Source organism: Mesorhizobium sp. M0778 (assembly GCF_040320105.1).
GTDB lineage: Bacteria > Pseudomonadota > Alphaproteobacteria > Rhizobiales > Rhizobiaceae > Mesorhizobium.
The window spans coordinates 136459-156141 of the sequence record NZ_JAMYPA010000009.1 but is presented as its reverse complement, the minus strand read 5'-3'; the positions used below and the strand labels follow the sequence as shown (position 1 = coordinate 156141).

At 62.5% G+C, this 19683-nt stretch carries 16 protein-coding genes and 1 pseudogene; 9 read left to right on the top strand and 8 right to left on the bottom strand.

Annotated elements, in window-relative coordinates; genetic code table 11:
• Window positions 1-64: 64 nt before the first annotated feature.
• Complete coding sequence (locus NKI22_RS15380; protein WP_352639943.1) at window positions 65-2113, top strand: hypothetical protein; 2049 nt, start codon at window positions 65-67, stop codon at window positions 2111-2113.
• A gap of 34 nt (window positions 2114-2147) precedes the next feature.
• Here the strand turns inward: NKI22_RS15380 and mntR are convergent, their stop codons facing one another.
• Entirely contained in the window at window positions 2148-2603 is a 456-nt protein-coding gene (gene mntR, locus NKI22_RS15375) for a manganese-binding transcriptional regulator MntR (protein WP_023678308.1), read from the bottom strand.
• Between the two features lie 236 nt (window positions 2604-2839).
• On the opposite strand from mntR, the gene NKI22_RS15370 reads away from it, so the two are divergent.
• Together NKI22_RS15370 and NKI22_RS15365 are read left to right on the top strand one after the other, a co-directional pair.
• On the top strand, window positions 2840-4207 hold the full coding sequence (locus NKI22_RS15370; protein WP_352639944.1) for an Nramp family divalent metal transporter: 1368 nt from the start codon (window positions 2840-2842) through the stop codon (window positions 4205-4207).
• A 148-nt stretch (window positions 4208-4355) separates the two neighbouring features.
• Entirely contained in the window at window positions 4356-5009 is a 654-nt protein-coding gene (locus tag NKI22_RS15365; RefSeq protein WP_352815502.1) for a dihydrofolate reductase family protein, read from the top strand.
• Window positions 5010-5064: 55 nt separating this feature from the next.
• On the opposite strand, the gene NKI22_RS15360 is transcribed toward NKI22_RS15365, so the two are convergent.
• Window positions 5065-5934, bottom strand: a complete 870-nt coding sequence (locus NKI22_RS15360; protein WP_352639945.1) for a LysR family transcriptional regulator — start codon at window positions 5932-5934, stop codon at window positions 5065-5067.
• A gap of 92 nt (window positions 5935-6026) precedes the next feature.
• On the opposite strand from NKI22_RS15360, the gene NKI22_RS15355 reads away from it, so the two are divergent.
• Window positions 6027-6626, top strand: coding sequence for a LysE family translocator (locus NKI22_RS15355; protein WP_352639946.1), 600 nt, complete (start codon window positions 6027-6029; stop codon window positions 6624-6626).
• 11 nt (window positions 6627-6637) lie between these two features.
• On the opposite strand, the gene NKI22_RS15350 is transcribed toward NKI22_RS15355, so the two are convergent.
• Window positions 6638-7429 carry an SDR family NAD(P)-dependent oxidoreductase gene (locus NKI22_RS15350; protein ID WP_352815501.1) on the bottom strand — a complete coding sequence of 264 codons (792 nt, stop codon included), beginning with the start codon at window positions 7427-7429 and terminating at the stop codon, window positions 6638-6640.
• A 196-nt stretch (window positions 7430-7625) separates the two neighbouring features.
• Between NKI22_RS15350 and NKI22_RS15345 the strand changes: the two genes are divergently transcribed.
• Entirely contained in the window at window positions 7626-8084 is a 459-nt protein-coding gene (locus tag NKI22_RS15345) for a MarR family winged helix-turn-helix transcriptional regulator (protein WP_352639948.1), read from the top strand.
• 38 nt (window positions 8085-8122) lie between these two features.
• Here the strand turns inward: NKI22_RS15345 and NKI22_RS15340 are convergent, their stop codons facing one another.
• A complete protein-coding gene (locus tag NKI22_RS15340; RefSeq protein ID WP_352791391.1) occupies window positions 8123-9301 on the bottom strand; it encodes an MFS transporter in 1179 nt (392 codons plus the stop codon).
• Window positions 9302-9483: 182 nt separating this feature from the next.
• Here NKI22_RS15340 and NKI22_RS15335 point away from each other — a divergent pair, with 182 nt between their 5' ends.
• Window positions 9484-9840 carry an ArsR/SmtB family transcription factor gene (locus tag NKI22_RS15335; protein ID WP_023719360.1) on the top strand — a complete coding sequence of 119 codons (357 nt, stop codon included), beginning with the start codon at window positions 9484-9486 and terminating at the stop codon, window positions 9838-9840.
• 88 nt (window positions 9841-9928) lie between these two features.
• Window positions 9929-10675: a metallophosphoesterase family protein gene (locus NKI22_RS15330; RefSeq protein ID WP_352815499.1), complete on the top strand. Its 747-nt coding sequence runs from the start codon at window positions 9929-9931 to the stop codon at window positions 10673-10675.
• Window positions 10676-10755: 80 nt separating this feature from the next.
• Here the strand turns inward: NKI22_RS15330 and NKI22_RS15325 are convergent, their stop codons facing one another.
• Window positions 10756-13164, bottom strand: coding sequence for a DNA/RNA non-specific endonuclease (locus NKI22_RS15325; protein WP_352850672.1), 2409 nt, complete (start codon window positions 13162-13164; stop codon window positions 10756-10758).
• Between the two features lie 85 nt (window positions 13165-13249).
• On the opposite strand from NKI22_RS15325, the gene NKI22_RS15320 reads away from it, so the two are divergent.
• On the top strand, window positions 13250-14317 hold the full coding sequence (locus tag NKI22_RS15320) for an SH3 domain-containing protein (protein WP_352815495.1): 1068 nt from the start codon (window positions 13250-13252) through the stop codon (window positions 14315-14317).
• Between the two features lie 199 nt (window positions 14318-14516).
• Entirely contained in the window at window positions 14517-18020 is a 3504-nt protein-coding gene (carB, locus tag NKI22_RS15315; RefSeq protein ID WP_352815493.1) for a carbamoyl-phosphate synthase large subunit, read from the top strand.
• Between the two features lies 1 nt (window position 18021).
• Here carB and NKI22_RS15310 read toward each other — a convergent pair whose 3' ends face one another.
• The 3 genes and pseudogenes from NKI22_RS15310 to NKI22_RS31455 form a co-directional block, all read right to left on the bottom strand.
• Window positions 18022-18978: a branched-chain amino acid ABC transporter substrate-binding protein gene (locus NKI22_RS15310; protein ID WP_352937868.1), complete on the bottom strand. Its 957-nt coding sequence runs from the start codon at window positions 18976-18978 to the stop codon at window positions 18022-18024.
• Between the two features lie 194 nt (window positions 18979-19172).
• Window positions 19173-19304 carry a hypothetical protein gene (locus NKI22_RS15305; protein ID WP_302897169.1) on the bottom strand — a complete coding sequence of 44 codons (132 nt, stop codon included), beginning with the start codon at window positions 19302-19304 and terminating at the stop codon, window positions 19173-19175.
• Between the two features lie 139 nt (window positions 19305-19443).
• A pseudogene (locus NKI22_RS31455) lies at window positions 19444-19683 on the bottom strand (Rid family hydrolase); the annotation flags it as partial.

Here is a 19683-nt window from a genome sequence, read left to right as displayed (position 1 = left end):
TGGCTTAGACGTCGCAAGGTCTGTAGCATCCACCGTGGCTGTGGAAGCGAGGGGGCGCTTGCGGATGATCGGGCGGGTTCTGTTGCTGTTTGCGGCATTGTCTTGCCTAGGCCCCGCGCCGGCCAGCGCCGTCACTCTCGATTCCAGTGTCGCAATCACCGATCCCGAGACCTTGCAGGCGCTCGAGCGCGGCGGGCTATCGATCAGCCGTCTGCTTGGGCCAGCGCTCGGACTGACACGCGACGTCGACAATCGCGGGCTGTTTTCGGTGCGCGCGCTGAGCCCGGTCCGCAACGCCGTCAAACAGCAGATCGTAGACGAACCAAGGAACAGCCCCGACTCCTATGTAGCCGCTCTGGCAAACTCGAAAGACATCACCCAGAAGTTCAATCCGAAATACATCGACGACGACGGTTCGACGCTGGACCTGACCGGCATCGTCAATCGCATGGATCGCGGCTATCTCGGCCACACCGAATGCGGCGAGATCAGGCTGATCTACCGCTTCCACTATTCGGTCGAGGAGAAGCCTGGGCAACGCATCTCGTCGCGCCTGCCGCTGACCCTGAGCCTGGTCTTCAACGCCATACCGGCTTCGGCACAGACTCGCGCCTCGAAGGACCGTCCGCGCTCGGCTAACGGTTCCTGCGCGGACGTGGCGAAGCGCTGGCTTGTCGCCGGGCAGAAGAATCTGGAGCCGGATCAACTGGCGGTCTGGCTGCGCTCGGAAGAAGGCCCGCTTTCCAGCGCGATGTTGAATTCTTCGCAGATCATGCGGCTCGAGCTCAACATGCAGGTCGTGCGCCTATCGGCTTCGAGCCGGCGCGATTTCGGCGGCCACGCCGAGTATCTGTTGAAGGTATTCAAGTGGGACCCAGCCAAAGCCATTTTCCAGGAAGCGAAAATGGAGAACCAGATCGACCGCAAGCTGGTGCTGGCCGACAGGCAAACCTTCGAAAGATGGCTGCTCACCGACCGCAACATCTATGATCTCGACCGTGGCCGCCTGGTGATCGACGAAAAATTCCTCGCGACCACCGCGGTTTCGGTGGCACCCGGCGGTATGAGCCGGTCGCAAAACAATTTGGCTTTTGGGCTGCTCGACGACGATGCTATCGACAAAGCGCTCAAGGACTATGTCGCAAAGGGCAATACGCTTCGCACCGTCAAATCGGTGGCCGGCTTCAATCTGCGCCTCAACGAGATGACCTGCACCGGCTGTCACCAGACGCACGGCATCGCCGGGTTCCATTACACCGGCGCCGACCCGGCCAGCGAACCGCGCCGCAACGCGGTGTTCGTGCCGGGCTCGGCTGTGTTTTTTGCCGACCTGCCGCGCCGCCGCGCCATTGTCGAGTCGTTCGCCGCTGGCAGACACCCGGATTTCAGCCGCGGCTTTGCCGGCCGTCCGGAGGCAAAATACGCCGAAGCGCTGAAAGGCACCGATCTCTACAATGGATGGGGCTCGATCTGCTATCGCGGCACCGACCCAAGTTTCGCAGACTGGACCTGCGACGAAGGCCTGCGTTGCGCCGGGGTCCACGAGAGCGCCATCCATCCGGGCTTTGGTACCTGCGTCAGCGAGGCCGGCACCGCGGTTGGCGATCCGGTGGAGTTCGGCGAGATCAGGATGTCGAAATGGGGCAACGACCAATATTGCCGTCTGTCACCGGCAACCGCGAAGGCCTGCGCCATCGACCCGGCCAGGGATAGAAAACCGCCGATAAAGCTCGCCGGCTATGGCGCGGCGCGCCAGCGTTACGATAATCCCGAGCAGAAGACTGGCGGCTTTCCCGGCGGCATGCTGCGCAAGGCGACCTGCGAAAAGCTGCCCGACGAGGCAAGCTGCGGCCGCCTCGCCAAGACCGGCTTCAACGACTGCATAGGCTCCGGCAAGGACCACAAATTCTGCACCAGGGAATTCACCAAGACCGCTGGCCTGCGCGCTTGCGACAAGGCCCATCCCTGCCGCGAGGACTATATCTGCACCGCCGGTTTTGACGATCTGCCGGAAGCAAAGCCCGGCAAGGGCACTTGCATCCCACCCTATTTCATCTTCCAGTTTCGCGTCGATGGTCACCCGCGCAACTGGGTGCAGGATACGAACGAGTGAGCAGGTCAGTCGCACTGCATATCGCTTCGATCAATCAGCGGGCGGCGATTATTGCCTTGCGAAAGGCTTCGAGCGTCTCGGCGCTGACATGGTGCTCGATGCCTTCGGCGTCGATCCGCGCCGTCTCGGCGCTGACGCCGAGCGAGCGCAGGAAAGCCTCGACCGTCTGGTGGCGAATGCGGCTCTCTTCCGCAACCTTGCGGCCGGCATCGGTCAGGAACACGCCGCGATAGGGTTTCCGAGAGACCAGCCCGTCGGCGCACAGCCGCGTGAGCATTTTTGCCACCGTCGGCTGGGCGACGCCGAGCCGTGCCGCGATGTCGACCTGGCGCGCCTCGTTGCCGTCCTCGATCAGGTCGGCGATGAGCTCGACATAATCCTCGACCAGCGCGCTGCGGCGCGCTTCACGCGTCTGCCGGAAGCCTTCCGAGTGGATTTCTGCGTCAGGCAGCGGCTTTTCGCGAGGAACCGGTCTTTTCTTCAGCGCCAATACGCGCTCCTCCCGGCAGTTTGAATCGGCATTGCAGTCATAACACGGAACCCTATTGGTTCTGGCCGTTTATTTCCATTCGGTGGCCGGCGCAACCGGCGTTCACTGCCGTTCCGGTCGCACCGTCAAGCGGCCATACGAAAAAGCACGAACAATGAAATATAGCATATTGCATAATGTTCAGCCGTGGCATAGATAAGGAGACAACATCGATCGTTCCAGTGGAAAGCCATTTCATGTCGGAAGCCGAAGCCACCTCAGCCCCCCGATCCATGTGGCGATTTGCCCGCCCGGAAGACGACGAGCAGCCCAGCCTTCGCGAAGTCAACGCAACGATCGCGGTGCCGCACTCGGGGATATGGCTTCGCCGGCTGTTCGCCTTCGTGGGGCCGGGCTACATGGTTTCGGTCGGCTACATGGATCCGGGCAATTGGGCGACCGACCTCGCCGGTGGTGCCCAGTTCGGTTACACGCTGCTATTCATCATCATGTTGTCGAACCTGATGGCGATCCTGCTGCAGGCGCTCGCCGCCCGGCTCGGCATCGCCACCGGCCGTGACCTTGCGCAGGCGTGCCGCGCCTATTACCCGCGGCCGGTCAATTTCATGCTGTGGGTCGCTTGCGAACTGGCCATCATCGCCTGCGACCTGGCCGAGGTCATTGGCACGGCGATCGCCTTGCAACTGCTGTTCGGGATTCCGCTGATCGGCGGCGCCATCATCACCGCGCTCGATGCCTTCCTGCTGTTGTTGCTGATGAACAAGGGCTTCCGTTTCCTCGAGGCCTTCATCATAGCGCTTTTGATTATCATCTTCGGCTGCTTCGCCATTCAGATCTTCGCCGCCGCGCCGCCGGTCGGCTCCATCCTGCACGCCATGTTCGTGCCGTCGTCCGAGATCGTCACCAATCCGGCGATGCTTTACATTGCCATCGGCATCATCGGCGCCACGGTGATGCCGCACAATCTCTATCTGCACTCCTCGATCGTGCAGACCCGCGCCTACGAGCGCACCGATCGCGGCAAGCGCGACGCCATCAAATGGGCGACGACCGACTCGACCATCGCGCTGATACTGGCGCTGTTCGTCAATGCTTCCATCCTGATCGTGTCGGCGGTGGCGTTCCACGGCACCGGTCATCATGACGTCGCCGAGATCGGCCAGGCCTTCGAGCTTCTGTCGCCGCTACTCGGCCTCGGCATTGCTTCCATTCTGTTTGCCGTGGCGCTGCTTGCCTCCGGCCTGAACTCGACGGTGACGGCGACGCTGGCCGGCCAGATCGTGATGGAAGGCTTCTTGCGGCTGCGCATCCCGCAATGGGCGCGCCGCCTGCTGACGCGCGGCATCGCCATCATCCCGGTGGTGGTCGTCACCGCCCTCTATGGCGAGAAGGGCACCGGCCAGTTGCTGGTCTTCAGCCAGGTGGTCCTGTCGATGCAGCTTCCCTTCGCGGTCGTCCCGCTGGTGCAATTCGTCTCGGACAAGCGCAAAATGGGCAATTTCGCCATTTCCCGCGCCGTCGCCGTGCTGGCCTGGGTGGTTGCCGCCCTCATCCTGGTGCTCAACTTCAAGCTGCTCTACGATACGGTCGTCGGTTTAGGCTGAGCGTCTGCTCCAAACTGACGCAACGAGGTCGGCAGTCATCCGCCCTTCCAGCCCTGGAAATTTGCCGGCCGCTGTCGGACAAATGTCCGTTCGCTCGTCCTTGGCTCGAAGTCCGGCCATGACGGCACGGATCAGGGAAGGAGCTCCAATGAGGAAGATCATCGCCGCAACATTCGTCAGCCTCGACGGCGTCATGCAAGCGCCCGGCGGCCCGCAAGAGGACCCGGTCGGCGGCTTCAAGTTCGGCGGCTGGACGTTCCACTACTGGGACGATGTGATGGGCGCCGCCATGGGCGAGACGTTTTCAAAACCGTTCGTGCTGCTGCTCGGCCGCAAGACCTACGATATCTTCGCCGCCCACTGGCCTTATCAGAAGAATGACCCGATCGCCGACAGCTTCAACGCCGTCACCAAATATGTGGCGACGCACAGGCCAGATACGCTGTCCTGGCAAAACAGCCAGCCGCTCGGCAGCGACGTCGTGGCGACATTGCGCCGGATGAAGCAGGAGGACGGCCCGGACCTGCTCATTCAGGGATCGAGCGAACTGATCCAGACCTTGCTCGCCAATGACCTGATCGACGAGATCAGCCTGCTGATTTTCCCGCTGGTGCTGGGCAAGGGCAAAAAACTGTTCGGCAGCGGCACCATACCCGCCGCCTTCAAGCTGACCCGTTCGCAGGCATCGACCACCGGCGTCCTCATGGCGAGCTATGAACGCTCCGGCGAGATCAAGACCGGGTCCTTTGCCACGGAGCAGCCGTCCGAAGCCGAGATCAAGCGGCGCAAGAACTGGAAATAGAGGCTGCCGAGGCGATCAAGGACGGCTGAACACTGGCCGTCCTTTTTGCTGTTTTCTAAGCCGCCTCCCGTCGTCGTGCCAACCCATCGCGGAGGTGGCCCGCGAACGCCAGTGCAGCCGGCGCAAGGCCGTGCTTCGGCAAATGCAGATTGATCGAAAAATTCGGCAGCGACGGCAGTTCCGGATCGTTGGCCAAAATATCGAGGTCGGCAGGCACGGTCGACGCCAACCAGGTGGTGACGGCCAAGTCCGAACGCACCGTCGCCGTCGTCGCGTCGATGGTGCCGTTTTCGAATACGGTGCGCCATTCCAGCCCGTGCTCGTTAAGCGCCTCCAGCACCACCGGGCGGAACGCGCAGGTCTCGGCCACCATCGAAACCGGCAACGGGCGCTTGCTGCGAGCCCCGCCGCCTTTGGCGCCGACCCAAACCAGCCGGTCGACAACAAGGCATTCGCCGGTCGACCGACCGATCGGCTCCTCGACCACCGCGAGCTCTATCGTGCCGGCCGCCAAGGCCGCAGCCAACTCCGGCGACGAAGCACAGATCAGCGAAATCTCGACCTGCGGATACGCCTCGGCATAGGCCTTGAGCACCGGCGCAAGCAAGGTGCCGACAAGGTCATACGGCACGCCAAGCCGCACCTGACCGGCAACCGCATCGCCCGCCATCTCCGCCAAGATCTCGTCATTGAGGGAAAGCAGGCGCTTGCCCTTGCCGAGCAGTCGCTCGCCAGAGCGGGTCAACCGCAATCCACGCCGGTCGCGCTCGAACAGGCTGCAGCCAAGAACCTCTTCCAAGCGCTTGATATGTTGGCTGACGGCGCCTTGGGTCACATGCAGCGCGTTGGCCGCTGCCGTCATGCTGGCCTTATCCGCAACGGTGACGAAGGTTCGGATCAAGGCGGTATCGAGATTGCGAGCCATCTGACTATTATGCTTCTTAATAGCAACCATTGCAAACATTGCATTTACTGATGAGCCAAAAGACCTACCGTGCAGGCTTCAAAGGAAGCAGCATGCTTGAAACTGTCCTTCCCCTCGTCCTGTTCGCGCTGGTCTCAACCTCAACGCCCGGCATGGCCACGACCTTGTCGACGGCGTCCGGCGCGCAGTTCGGCTTTCGCCGCTCTATCCCGCTGATGGCCGGAAGTGCGGCCGGCCTGGCCACGGTGGCTGCGGCAGGTGCTGCCGGGCTCGCCGGTCTGCTGGCCGCCGCCCCTTCTTTGCAACTGGCAATGAAAATAGCCGGCACCCTCTATCTGGTATGGCTTGCCCTCAAGATCGGCCGCAGCGGCCCGCCCAATCTGGACGTGGCCATGGCAAAGCCGAACAGCTTTTTGGGTGGCGCCGGCCTGCAATGGATGAACCCAAAGGGCTGGGCCATGGGGCTGGGAGCGGCGGCATCTTTTGCCGCGCTCGCCAACGGGCCGCTGCAGCTCGCCTTGCTGCTCGGCACGGTCTTCGGTCTTGCCGCGGCCCTATCGCTGGCGGCGTGGTGCGTGGCCGGCACGCTGCTCGCCCGGTTGCTGCGAACCGAGCGGCAGTGGCGCATCCTCAACGCCGTGCTTGGCTTGCTGCTGGCCGCCTCGATCATTCCGATGTGGCGGACAGCGTAAGACCAGTTATTTCAGGCAGCGTAGCGTGCCGCCGGCTTGCCGGCCAGCAGGCTACCGAAGAAGCCTTGTCGGACGCCAAGAAAGGCATCCACCCCGGCAACGTCGGCAAGACCCGGTGCCGTGAACGCTTCACCCTTGGCCAGGCCGGCAAGCGCGGCATCGACCAGATCGTCCGCAGTCATGACAATCTCTTGGGGCACATTGGCAATATCGCTTCCGGCGACTTCCCAGAACTCGGTCCGCGTAGCCCCCGGCAGCACGACCTGTATGGCGACCTTGCTATCGGCGACTTCCTGCTGCAGGGCCTCGGTGAAGTTGACGACATAGGCCTTGGTGCCGCTGTAGATGCCGCCGAACGAGGTATCGAAGGCCAGCACCGAGGCGATGTTGACGATGGCGCCGCGGTTGCGCGCCAGCAGCTCCGGCAGGACCGCGCGGGTCAAACGAGTCAAAGCCACGACATTGACCTTGATCATGCGCTCGGCCACATCGGCGTCGGCCGTTGCCACCACCGGCGCGCCGCCAAGGCCGGCATTGTTGACCAGCAGCGTCACGCTGTCGTCGGTTGATATCGCCTGTTCGACCCGTCGCAGATCGCCGTCGTCGGCCAAGTCGGCGCTGATCACGCTGACCTTGATGCCATACGCGTAGCGGAGCCTCTCCGCCAATTCCTCCAGCCGGTCGGCGCGCCGCGCCACCAGCACCAGATCATACCCTTGGCCGGCGAGCCGGTCGGCATAGATCGCGCCGATGCCCGACGAGGCACCGGTGACGACCGCCGTGCCTTTGTTCTGTTCGCTCATTGTCTTGTTCCTTCTGGTTCGATTCCAAATGCCGGTGCCGCGGGGCAACACCCTTGCTTCGACCGGCAGGCTAATTAAAGGCATATGCCACTATCCGTACGTAGGCATATGCCACCATCTTGTCAATCCGCGGAGCAAGGACTATTTCTGGTTCGCATCGAGGGTCCCTTCCGGTCCCCTCATCGGAAATCCGCCAATGTCCCGAACCACCCTGCCCGGCCTGGTGTTTTGCAACAACGCCATGCTGCGCCGCGCGACGCGGAAACTCGGCCAGTTCTATGACGATGTGCTCGCACCCTCGGGCATTAAGGCCACGCAGCAGGGCCTGCTCTATCAAATCCACGTCGGCAATGAACCGACGATGGGTGCGATTGCCGCGGCCCTCGTCATGGATCTGTCGGCCCTCGGTCATACGCTGAAGCCGCTGATCCGGGACGGTTATGTCGAGGCCTTCGCCGACCCTGCCGACCGCCGCATCAGGCGCGTCAGGCTGACGCCGCAGGGCCGGACCAAGCTCGAAGAAGCCCTGAAGCTGTGGCAAGTCGCCCAGCAGCGCTTCGAGGAGATGTTTGGAAAAGAGCAGGCGGCAAGCCTGCGAGTGGCACTGGACGAAATCGCCGCGCTGGATTTTGACGCACCGCCGGCCGCGACTTGAATTGTCGGCGGCCGGCAGCCAAGCTTTGCTAACAAGCCTTATTCGGCCGGCATCGCCACCGGTCGCGCCGCCAGGTAGCCCGCCAGCACCACGCCCAAACCAATGATCGGGAATGCCGCCGCGACCACGCCGAGGTCGGCCGGTGCGCCATAGCGCAGCACCGCGGCGCCGACCACGGCACCCAGTGCGACGCCGAGATAGAGTGCCGAAGCGTTCAGCGACAGCACGATGGGCGCGGCATCGGGCGCCAGCTTGATGATGCGGCTGGCTTGCGCCGGCGGGAATGCCCAGCCGACGATGCCCCACGGCACCATCATGGCCATCAGTGCCGGCCCGGCGATCTCGCGCGGCAGGAATGTCGGGATCAGCGAAAACGTGACCAGCATGGCGGCACTCAGCGCCAGCGACCAGCAGACGGTGCGCGTCGCGCCGAAACGGTCGGCGGCCTGCCCACCGCCGATATTGCCGATGACCGCGCCGACGCCGAAGGCGAGCAGCATTCCAGGTAGCGCGATCGGGCTGAGGCCGCCGCCTTCGATGGCGAGCGGCGCGACAAAGGCAAAGACAGTGAAGGCGCCGATCAGTGCCAGGATCGTCGTCACCAGGATGGGCATGACGCCGGGGCGAAGTGCCGCTGCCAATCGCATCCGGAGCGGCAGCCTGGTGCCGACGATGCCGCGCGGCAGCCGGTACCACAGGATCGCGCCGGCGAGCGCGCCAAGGCCGGCAATGGCAAAGAAGGTGCCGCGCCAGCCGGCAACCGTCGCAACAAGCGCGCCAAGCGGCGCGCCGACCGCCACCGCAACCGTGGTGCCGCCGACGACCACGGCAATGGCGCGGGCGCGGTGATGATCGTCGACAAGCGCAACGGCCGTTCCCTGCGCGGTCGCCGCGAACAGGCCTGACGACAGCGCCATGACGATGCGCGCGATCAACAGCAATTCGAAGGAGGAACTCAGCGCCGCGGCGACGTTGCCCAACACGAAGAACACCAGCGTCCACAGGATGACGCGGCGCCGGTCCCATTCGCCAGTCAGCGTTGCCAGGATCGGCGTGCCGATCGCATAGGCGAGCGCAAACGCCGTGATCAGCGTGCCGGCGAGCGGAACGGAGATGGCCGCATCCTTTGCAATGTCGGGCAAAAGGCTGGAGATGACGAAACCTTCGGTCGAAATCGTGAACGATCCGAGCGCAAGCCAGATGAGGCGCTTATCCATGGCAATTTCCTTAGTTCAAAGGTTATTGAACAATTGGACATAACAGGGCATGATGTCAATGAGCTTGTGCAGACTAATCGAACCCTACTGACAGCCCTGTGTCAGGACAGGCCCGAATACCACCAGAACCGCGAAGGATCAGATGCGTTGAAATCGGCCCCGAATGTGCTTAATTCCTGGTCATGACCTTGCCCCATCCCACCGCCGACCAGATCAGCCTGCCGAACGTGCTTGCCGTGCTCGGCGACCCGACGCGACTGGCCATCGTGCGCTATCTCGCGAGCAAGGAGGGCGTGCCGCTGAATTGCAGCCGGTTCCTCGACCTCTGCTCGAAGACCAATCTGAGCTACCATTTGGCCAAGCTGCGTGAGGCCGGCGTTACCCGCACCGAGGCGGTTGGCACCAGCCGGCTGATCACGCTGCGCCGTGACGATCTCGACCGCCGCTTCCCGGGTCTGCTCGACAGCGTCATTGCCGCGGCCGGCGACGACGCATCGTTGCCGGCGGTCGGCGGCCACGAGATCGAGGTCCGCGCCTGAACGACCCGAAGCTGCATTCCGCTCTCGCCCGCTTCGCGAGGTGAGGAAGATAATTGCCCTCCAGCCATTCCAATTAACGGAGCCTGCCATGCGCATTGCCGTCCTCGCCGACATCCACGGCAATGTCCTGGCGCTCGACGCCGTGCTTGATGATCTGCGGCGACGCGGCGGCGCCGACCTCATTGTCAATCTCGGCGATTGCGTTTCCGGCCCGCTCTGGCCGCGCGAGACCATGGAGCGGCTCGAAGCGCTCGAGCTGCCGACGGTGCGCGGCAACCACGACCGCCGCGTTGCCTACGACACCGGCGACGAGACCATGTGGCCGTCCGACCGCTACGCGCATGAACGGCTGACGGCAGCCCAGCGCGAGGCGCTGTTCGCGCTGCCCGTCACGCTGGAGGTGGCGCCCGGCGTACTCGCCTTCCACGCCCGGCCCGACCACGACGAAAAATACCTGGCTGACGCGATAGTCGACGGCCGACTGGTGCGCGCGCCGCTGACCACCATTGAGCGGCGGCTCGGCGCGATCGATCCCGCCTGCCGCATCATGCTTTGCGGCCACAGCCATCGTAGCGAGCTGGTCCGCATTCCCGGCGGTCCGGTCATTTTCAATCCAGGCAGCATCGGTTGCCCGGCCTATCACGACGATACGCCGCCGGCGCATGTCTCCGAACAAGGCTCGCCGCACGCCCGCTATGGCATCATCGACCTGCATCCCGATCGTTTCGAGGCCATCGCCGTCGACTATGACCACGAGGGGGCGGCGCGTCGGGCCGAGCAGGCTGGACGGCCCGAATGGGCTCACGCGCTGCGCACCGGCTTCATCCCGGGCTGAGCTTGCTCATGCCAGGCTGAACGGATGACCGCCTTCGAGCGGCAGGCAAGCAGCCTCGATGGCCGCGACCGGTCCAATCTTCACTTGTCGGACGCGGATCGCTTCGATCGCCTGGCGGGACGTCGGGTTCTGGCCGCCGAAGTCTTGGCCGCCGAAGTCTTGGGCGATGAAGCCTTTGGCCGTGAGGTCTTGGGCGCCAGTTGCGTTGGGTTGAAAGTCTGTGCAGGAGCCGATTCGGATCCGGCCCGAATGTCGGCGTCGCGCACCTGCTGGCCAAAGTTCAGGCCAGTCAGTTCTTCAATCTCGGCCACTGTCGAAAGGAACTCCGATACCCTGGCAATTTCAAGCGGGTCATCGAACGCCTCGGCACGCTCGCCGAACGCTTCGGGCATCACTTCCAAAACCGGCTTCTGGTCCGCCAGCAGCGCGATGGCGCGCAGGCCAGCTTGATCGGACCACAGCGCGATCTTCCAGAATTTCAGCGGAACATGGCTGTTGAAGCGGTAAGGAGGATCGTCCTCGCGGAACACTGGGCCGGCGAACACCGTGACACGGCCTCGCGTCGTATAGGCGTTGCGCAGCACATAGGTTTCCACCGCGCGCCATCTCAGTTTCCCCTTGGAGCCGGGATGGTCAAGCGAGCTTCCCTGATTGAAGAAGCCGACTTGCGGCGCAGCATTGGGATAGAAAAACGTGTCCCGCTCTGCCGCGACCGCCTCCTGATCCACTCCCCATGCAGGGTCGCCGCGAAGCGTAATATGGCCCTTCTGGAACATTCGAGCTATTCGTTCCTTGGATTTTGGGACGGGAAATCCAGGCACATTCTGGCTCGAATAGAATTCCTGGGTCATCTGCTCGCCAGGGTCGATGCGACGGTCGGGCCGGAAAGCGTCGCTGGCTTCCGCACCGGAAATCGACTCCACTCCCAACTCGACAAGCGACGGGTTGTCGATGACGGTCTTGTCGTCACGATTGACCGCCTTGGTGCGAGATCCATCGATATTGCAGGCGGTGACGAAGGCAAGCCTGCGATCGGCGTTCATCAAGATCGAAAAATGATGATAGCGCAATTCGTGTGGATCCTCGCCCGGTTTGGCAAGAAGGTTCTTGGCCAACCGGTAGGGTGAATTGGCAACCGTCGGCATTGGCAGGACAAAGCCCGGTATGAAGCCGGGTTCATACCCTCCGCGATCGTCGAAATCCTCCGTTTTCCAAGCCGCTGCCTCGGCGATTGCTAACTTTGCGGGTTCGCTTGCCGGGCCTTCGTCGCTTCGTCTCGCATCGCCTCCGTCGCGGTCGATCAAGGGCGCCCGGACATTTATCTCGACGGGAAAAGTCCAGGTGACCGAGCCATCGGCGTTGTGTCTCGTCGCCGGTGGATTGTCATCCGGTTCCGGCCGCTGCACCGGCTTGTCCAGCACATCTTCGCGAATGTCGGCGTTCAGCCGAACTGTCTCGTCCATCATGCGCGGCGTGCCGGCCCAAATCGCCAGAGCTTGCGAAACCGCCGATGCCGAGGAGCCCGGCAGCTTGGACTTTCTAGCGCCCAGATCGTCAACGATGGCGCTGATCCGTATGCCTTCGTTGATCTCGCGCGCAAGCGCATAGCCACCTATGCCCGTCACCTCGTGGAACGGGCCGGCCCAATGGTGCAGGGCAATTGGCTCCCATTCATTGTTGAAAACCGGTGAACCGGACGAACCCTGTTCGGTATCGGCAACATAGTGCAGCACTTGAACCGTTTCGTCGCGGGCCACCAGCCGATTTTCACGCAGCACCAGTTCCTTGAAGCGGCCATCGGGATGCTGAACGATGTTGGCGATTTCGCCAAGCATATGCTTGTCGCGCGCGTCCGACAGCGAGATAAAACCGAACTCCCCCAGTTCCTTTGGGCCGGAACGCCGCTCGCCGACCCCGATCAGCGTATAGTCCAGACCTTCTATGCTATCCGTCACGAAACAGGATTCAGGATCGAACAGGAACGTCGTCGGCGTGCGCACGGCATTTGCACCGTCCTGCTCATAATCGAACTGGACCTGGAAGCGCCGGGAATCCGCCGGCGACGAAATCACATGGTTGTTTGTGAGGAACAGCCTTGGCCCGACCAGAAAACCCGATCCTTGCGGATTGCCGTTGAGAAAGGCAACGCGGCCGACCGCATCGGCAGCACGGCGCCCACGCTCCAGAAATGCGACCCCGATGAAATCGAGCGTTGGGCCGAGAATTGCTTCCGGTCCTGGCTGTTTGGCGGCGGCCTTTCTCTCCCCGGCAGACCTCATGTCGATTGCTGCCGATATCATCTCCGCTTCGGTGCGGCTGAGCGACGCCTTTACCTGCAACCTGTCGAGGCGCCTGGAGAGGGTCTGTTCGGCGCCCAGCGGATTACCGTTGGCGATGTGACCAAGTGAAGCCTCAATTTCGGCGCGCGTTTTCTTGATACGCTGGCGAACTATGTTTTCCACCTGCGCAAATATTTCAAGGTCGACCATATTGCCCTCCTCAACCTTACTTGAGAGAGTGCATATTTACATGAAATGTGCAATATTTTGCCGGCTTTTAGTTCACGAAAGTGGCTTGCTCCGCGATTCAACACGCGGCACCTTACTCATTTTCGGGCTTACGCAGCGCCGCCTCGTCGCCTATAAAAACCGGCTGGCGTGCGATGGCGTTTCCGTGCCTGGCCGCGCCTTCGGCAATGCAACCTACCGCCCATGGCAGATGATTAGGCGCACAATAACACTCCGATCCCCGCTGCTTGCGCTGATTGCCGCTCCGCTGATGTTGGCGGGCCCGCCGGCCAGTGCCCAGGAGCCGGAGCCCATCGTCTCGATTGTGACTGGTCTCGCTCCGGGTGATCTCCTGAACGTGCGCGCCACGGCATCGGCGATGGGCAAGATCGAGGCGCGGCTGCCGATTGGTTCGAGCGTCAAAAATCTCGGCTGCGGCGACGTCAGCGGCCATCGGTGGTGCAAGGTTGAAGACATTGACGACCCCAAGCTGAGCGGATGGGCGCCCGCGCGCTACCTCGACCCTATCAATCCCCAGCAAGTGACACCCCAGGCGGCGGCCAATACGGAGAGCCCTGCCTCTCAACCGCTGCCCGATCTGACAACGCGCCTCGGCGCGACCGCTCCCGAAACGGAGCTGAACTCCGCTGACGCAATCGGCAGGGTGGCGATCGAGGATGCTTACCGCCTGGCCCTGGCCGCTGGAAACCCCTCGACCGGACAGGTTGATGGATCGGCGCCCGCGGCAATGGGTCCCGTCCAAAATTTCGGCGCGGCCAACGCGGCGCCTCCGCCCGACGCACAGACCGTTGCGCGGCTTCAGCCGCCGGGGACACCGGTCCCTGGTGCTGGCAACGCCATCCCTTGCGCGCGCTATCTCGGCCAGCCGATGACCAACTGCAAGGCGGCGGTCGTGCGCACCGGCGACAAGACCGACGTGACCGTGACATGGCCCGATGGCGGCACGCGCATCATCAGCTTCAAGGCCGGCAAGCCGGCCGGCTCAAACGGGCCCGGCGAATTCCGCTTCACCCGCGAGGGCAGCCTGAACATGATCCGCGTCGGCGTTTCCGAACGTTTCGAGATCACGGATGTTTTGGCGTTGGGGGATAGTGGTAAGGGAATAAGGCAGTAGGGCAGTAGGGCAATATGTTTAAAGGGCGCTCGAACCTCTGCCCTACTGCCCTACTGCCCTACCCGCATTTTAGGGGGTTACATCCGGCAAAACTCTTCCCTATAAGGCCCTCCTAGCCTGATACCAGAATCGCGAGCACAACCGGCCGGGTCATCCCGTCCGGCTTTTTGTGCAAGCCGCCCGCCGAACGGACCTCGACATGCCAAGACGCACCGACATCAAGTCGATCCTGATCATCGGGGCCGGCCCCATCGTCATCGGCCAGGCCTGCGAGTTCGACTATTCCGGCACCCAGGCCTGCAAGGCACTGAAGGAAGAGGGCTTTCGCGTCATCCTGGTCAACTCCAATCCGGCCACCATCATGACCGATCCGGAGCTGGCCGATGCCACCTATATCGAGCCGATCACGCCGGAAGTTGTCGCCAAGATCATCGCCAAGGAGCGGCCCGACGCGCTGCTGCCGACCATGGGCGGCCAGACCGCGCTCAACACCGCTTTGTCGCTGCGCCGCATGGGTGTGCTCGATCGCTACAATGTCGAGATGATCGGCGCCGACGCGCACGCCATCGACAAGGCCGAGGACCGCGCGCTGTTTCGCGAGGCGATGAACAAGATCGGCCTGGAAACGCCGAAGTCGATGCTGGCCAACGCCACCGACGTCAAGAACGCCGACCGCAAGACGCATGACGCCGAGCGCGCCGCACTGAAGGCCGAGAAGCCCGAAAATCTTGACGCCGCACTCGACGCGCTGGAAACGCGCTGGAACCTCGGCGAGGGCGACCGCAAGCAGCGCTACATCAGCCACGGCATGGCGATCGCAGCACAAGCGCTCGACCATGTCGGCCTGCCCGCCATCATCCGCCCGTCCTTCACCATGGGCGGCACCGGCGGCGGCATCGCCTACAACCGCGCCGAATTCTACGAGATCGTCCAGTCCGGCCTTGACGCCTCGCCGACCACCGAAGTGCTGATCGAGGAGAGCGTGCTCGGCTGGAAGGAGTATGAGATGGAGGTTGTCCGCGACAAGGCTGACAACTGCATCATCATCTGCTCGATCGAGAACATCGACCCGATGGGCGTCCATACCGGCGATTCGATCACCGTCGCCCCGGCCCTGACGCTGACCGACAAAGAATACCAGATGATGCGCAACGCCTCGATCGCGGTGCTGCGCGAGATCGGCGTCGAGACCGGCGGCTCCAACGTGCAGTTCGCCGTCAACCCGGCCGACGGCCGTCTGGTGGTCATCGAGATGAACCCGCGCGTCTCGCGCTCGTCTGCGCTGGCCTCCAAGGCGACAGGCTTCCCGATCGCCAAGATCGCCGCCAAGCTCGCCGTCGGCTACACGCTGGATGAGCTGGAGAACGACATCACCGGCGGCGCGACGCCGGCCTCGTTCGAGCCGAGCATTGACTATGTCGTCACCAAAATCCCGCGCTTTGCCTTCGAGAAATTCCCCGGCGCCGAGCCGGTGCTGACCACCTCGATGAAGTCGGTCGGCGAGGTCATGGCCATCGGCCGCACTTTCCAGGAATCGCTGCAGAAAGCGCTGCGCGGGCTGGAGACCGGCCTGACCGGTCTGGACGAAATCGAGATCCCCGGCATCGGCCATGGCAGCACGGCCGCCAGCCACGTCGACGACCGCAACGCCATTCGCGCCGCTTTGGGCACGCCGACGCCGGACCGGCTGCGCATGGTGGCGCAAGCGATCCGCATGGGCACCTCGCTGGAAGACGTGCACGCAATGTGCAAGATCGACCCGTGGTTCCTCGAACAGATCGCCGGCATTCTCGATATGGAAGCGCGCATCCGCGAGCACGGCATTCCCGAGGACGCCGCCAATCTGCGCATGTTGAAGGCGATGGGTTTTTCCGATGCCCGCCTCGCGTCCCTGGTCAGGAAAGACGTCGAAGAAATCCAGAAGATTCGCGAAAAACTCGACGTGCATCCGGTTTACAAGCGCATCGACACCTGCGCGGCCGAGTTCGCCTCGCCCACCGCTTACATGTATTCGACCTATGAGACGCCGTTCGCCGGCGCGCTCGCCAATGAGGCGCAGGTCTCGTCGCGCAAAAAGGTCGTCATCCTCGGCGGCGGCCCCAACCGCATCGGCCAGGGCATCGAGTTCGACTATTGCTGCTGCCATGCGGCGTTTGCGCTGCGTGACGCCGGCTTCGAGGCGATCATGATCAACTGCAACCCGGAGACCGTCTCGACCGACTACGACACTTCCGACCGGCTCTATTTCGAGCCGCTGACGCCGGAGGACGTTTTGGAAATCCTGCGCGCCGAGCAGGCGGCCGGCGAACTGGTCGGCGTCATCGTCCAGTTCGGCGGCCAGACGCCGCTGAAGCTCGCCGACGCGCTTGAGAAGGCCGGCATCCCGATCCTCGGCACCTCGCCCGACATGATCGATCTCGCCGAGGACCGCGACCGCTTCCAGAAGCTGCTGCACAAGCTCGGCCTCAGCCAGCCGAAGAACGGCATCGCCTATTCGGTCGAGCAGGCCCGCCTCGTCGCCGGCGAGCTCGGCTTCCCGCTGGTGGTGCGCCCGTCCTACGTGCTCGGCGGCCGCGCCATGCAGATCATCCACGACGAGAGCATGCTGCAATCCTATCTGCTCGACACCGTGCCCGGCCTGGTGCCGGAGGACATCAAGCAGAAATACCCCAACGACAAGACCGGCCAGATCAACACGCTGCTCGGCAAGAACCCGCTTTTGTTCGATACCTATCTCTCAGGCGCCATCGAGGTCGACGTCGATTGCCTCTGCGACGGCAAGGCGACCTACGTCTCCGGCATATTGGAGCACATCGAGGAGGCCGGCATCCATTCCGGTGACAGCGCCTGCTCGCTGCCGGTGCATTCGCTGCCCTCGGAGCTCGTCGACGAGCTGGAGCGCCAGACGGCAGCCCTTGCCCGCGCGCTCAATGTCGGCGGGCTGATGAACGTGCAGTACGCGATCAAGGACGGCACCGTCTATGTGCTGGAGGTCAATCCGCGGGCATCGCGCACCGTGCCCTTCGTCGCCAAGACTATCGGGCGGCCTATCGCGAAGATTGCTGCCCGCATCATGGCCGGCGAAAGCCTGGAAGACGCCTTCGCCCATTACGGCGCCATGCCCGACCCACGCAATCCCGGCCACATCGCGGTCAAGGAAGCGGTATTCCCCTTTGCCCGCTTTCCCGGCGTCGACATATTGCTCGGCCCGGAAATGCGCTCGACCGGCGAGGTCATGGGCCTCGACCGCGACTTCGCACTGGCCTTCGCCAAGAGCCAGCTAGGCGCCGGCGTCGACCTGCCGCGCTCCGGCACGCTGTTCGTCTCGGTGCGCGACGAGGACAAGAAAGGCATCCTGCCGGCGGTCAAGCGGCTCGCCGGCCAGGGCTTCAAGGTGCTCGCCACCTCTGGCACCGCCCGCTTCCTCGCCGAAAACGGCGTCGCCGCCGAGAAAATCAACAAGGTTCTGGAAGGCCGCCCGCACATCGAGGACGCCATCCGCAACCGCCAGGTGCAGATCGTCTTCAACACCACGGACGGCCAGAAGGCGGTATCGGATTCGAAATCGCTGCGCCGCGCAACGCTGATGCAGAAAGTGCCGTACTACACGACGCTGTCGGGTGCAGCTGCGGTGGCGGAGGCGATTGCGGCGCTGCGGGCGGGGAGTTTGGAAGTGCGGCCGCTGCAGGAGTATTTTGCGTAAGCTATGGGGATTGGAAATCCATCATGAGTGTGCCGTCTCCCCGCCTTTTCCAGACGTACATTGTTACGTCACGCTGATTTCGATCTCCCTTCGCGTCGAAGGTCAGGTTCCCCAACACGGTCGGAATTGGCTGGCCGGATTTTATAGAAGCCGCAACAGCCCTTGGCGCCTGACCACCTGCCATTTCGATACCCTTGGCCGCCACTTGGACTGCCGCATAGGACTTCAGCGTGTAGTCTGCCGGCTCGAATCCTTGAGAACGAAAGCGCGCGACAACGTCGGCTGCGGCAGGATTGCTCCGGTCCTCGAGCGAAAATGCTATTAGCACGCCTTCCAATGCGGGGCCCGCTTTCCCGGGCAGATCGTGAACTAGAGCTCCATCTCCGGAGATGAACTGAACCTTCAGCCCAGCTTCCTTGGTTTGGCGAACGAGCGGACCAAAATCGTCGGCAAGCCCCGCGAAGAAGAGAACTTCGATCTTCATCGATTTAAGTTTGCTGATGAGGTCTGCAAAATCGCCTTGGCCGGGTTTGATCTTTTTGGCCAGCTTTTCAGGATGCCCCTTTGCTCGCAGCGCTTTTCTTGCCTTGTTCGCTAAGCCATCACCATAGGGCGTACCATCGCTAACGATGGCAAGATTTTGTGCTGAGAAATGATCGGCCATATACTCGCCGGCAAACATCCCCTGAACATCGTCACGACCGACCGTGCGAATGACATTCCAAAGTTTGAATTCGGTAAGAGCGGGATTTGTCGACGCGGGGCTGACCATCAAAGTGTTGTTCTTGGCATAGATCATCGCGGCAGGGACAGAACTGCCTGAGTTGAAATGGCCGATAACAAAGCGAACCCCCTCTTTTGCCAATCTCTTGGCGAGGGCTATCGCGGTGGCTGGTGTATACTGATCATCGAGCACGGTGAGTACTATCTTGCATCCTCGTACCCCGCCCTTTGGCATTAATGTCGTCTACTGCAAGTTGAGCGCCCCGCCGCATCTCCTCACCGTCGTACGCCCAATCGCCGGTCATAGGACCGACCACTGCCATGGGAATATCGGCGCATTTTGCAGTGGCGGGTTGAGGCAAAGCCATAAAAGCGACGAACATCGCCAGCGGCAGCCTGATCCATAAAAATGTCTGGTACTTTAGTAGGCTAATCCACAACATCGACGACGGCTTCCTTCACGATTTTGTTCTTTGTTCTCTCCAACTTGCTTGCAGCCTTGCGCATCCTAGTTACAGCTTCCTTCGCCTTGTCGCCGTCAATTGTGTCGCGTTTGATCACTTCATTTTCGACAAGCTGAAGCGACGAATTTTTTCGGCAGCTTGTTCATGACTCGCCCTCCCTATCCCCAGATGGATTTGGGGACGACTTTACTTTAAAGACAAGCGGAAATTATCCTGGAAGGGCAGAAGTTGACGCTTCACGCCACCGCCACGCACTCGATCTGGATATCAAACTCCATCGGCCACGAGGCCACCGGCACAAAACTCCGCGCCGGCGAGTTCGTCGAAAAATACTTCGCATAGACGCGGTTGATGGTTTGTAGAAGCCGGAATTGACGGCGTAGATGCGCACCATGACTATGTTTTCCAACGAGGTGCCGGCCGCTTCGAGGCAATGTTTCAGCGCCTTTCAGCCACGCCTCGGTCTGCGTTTCGAG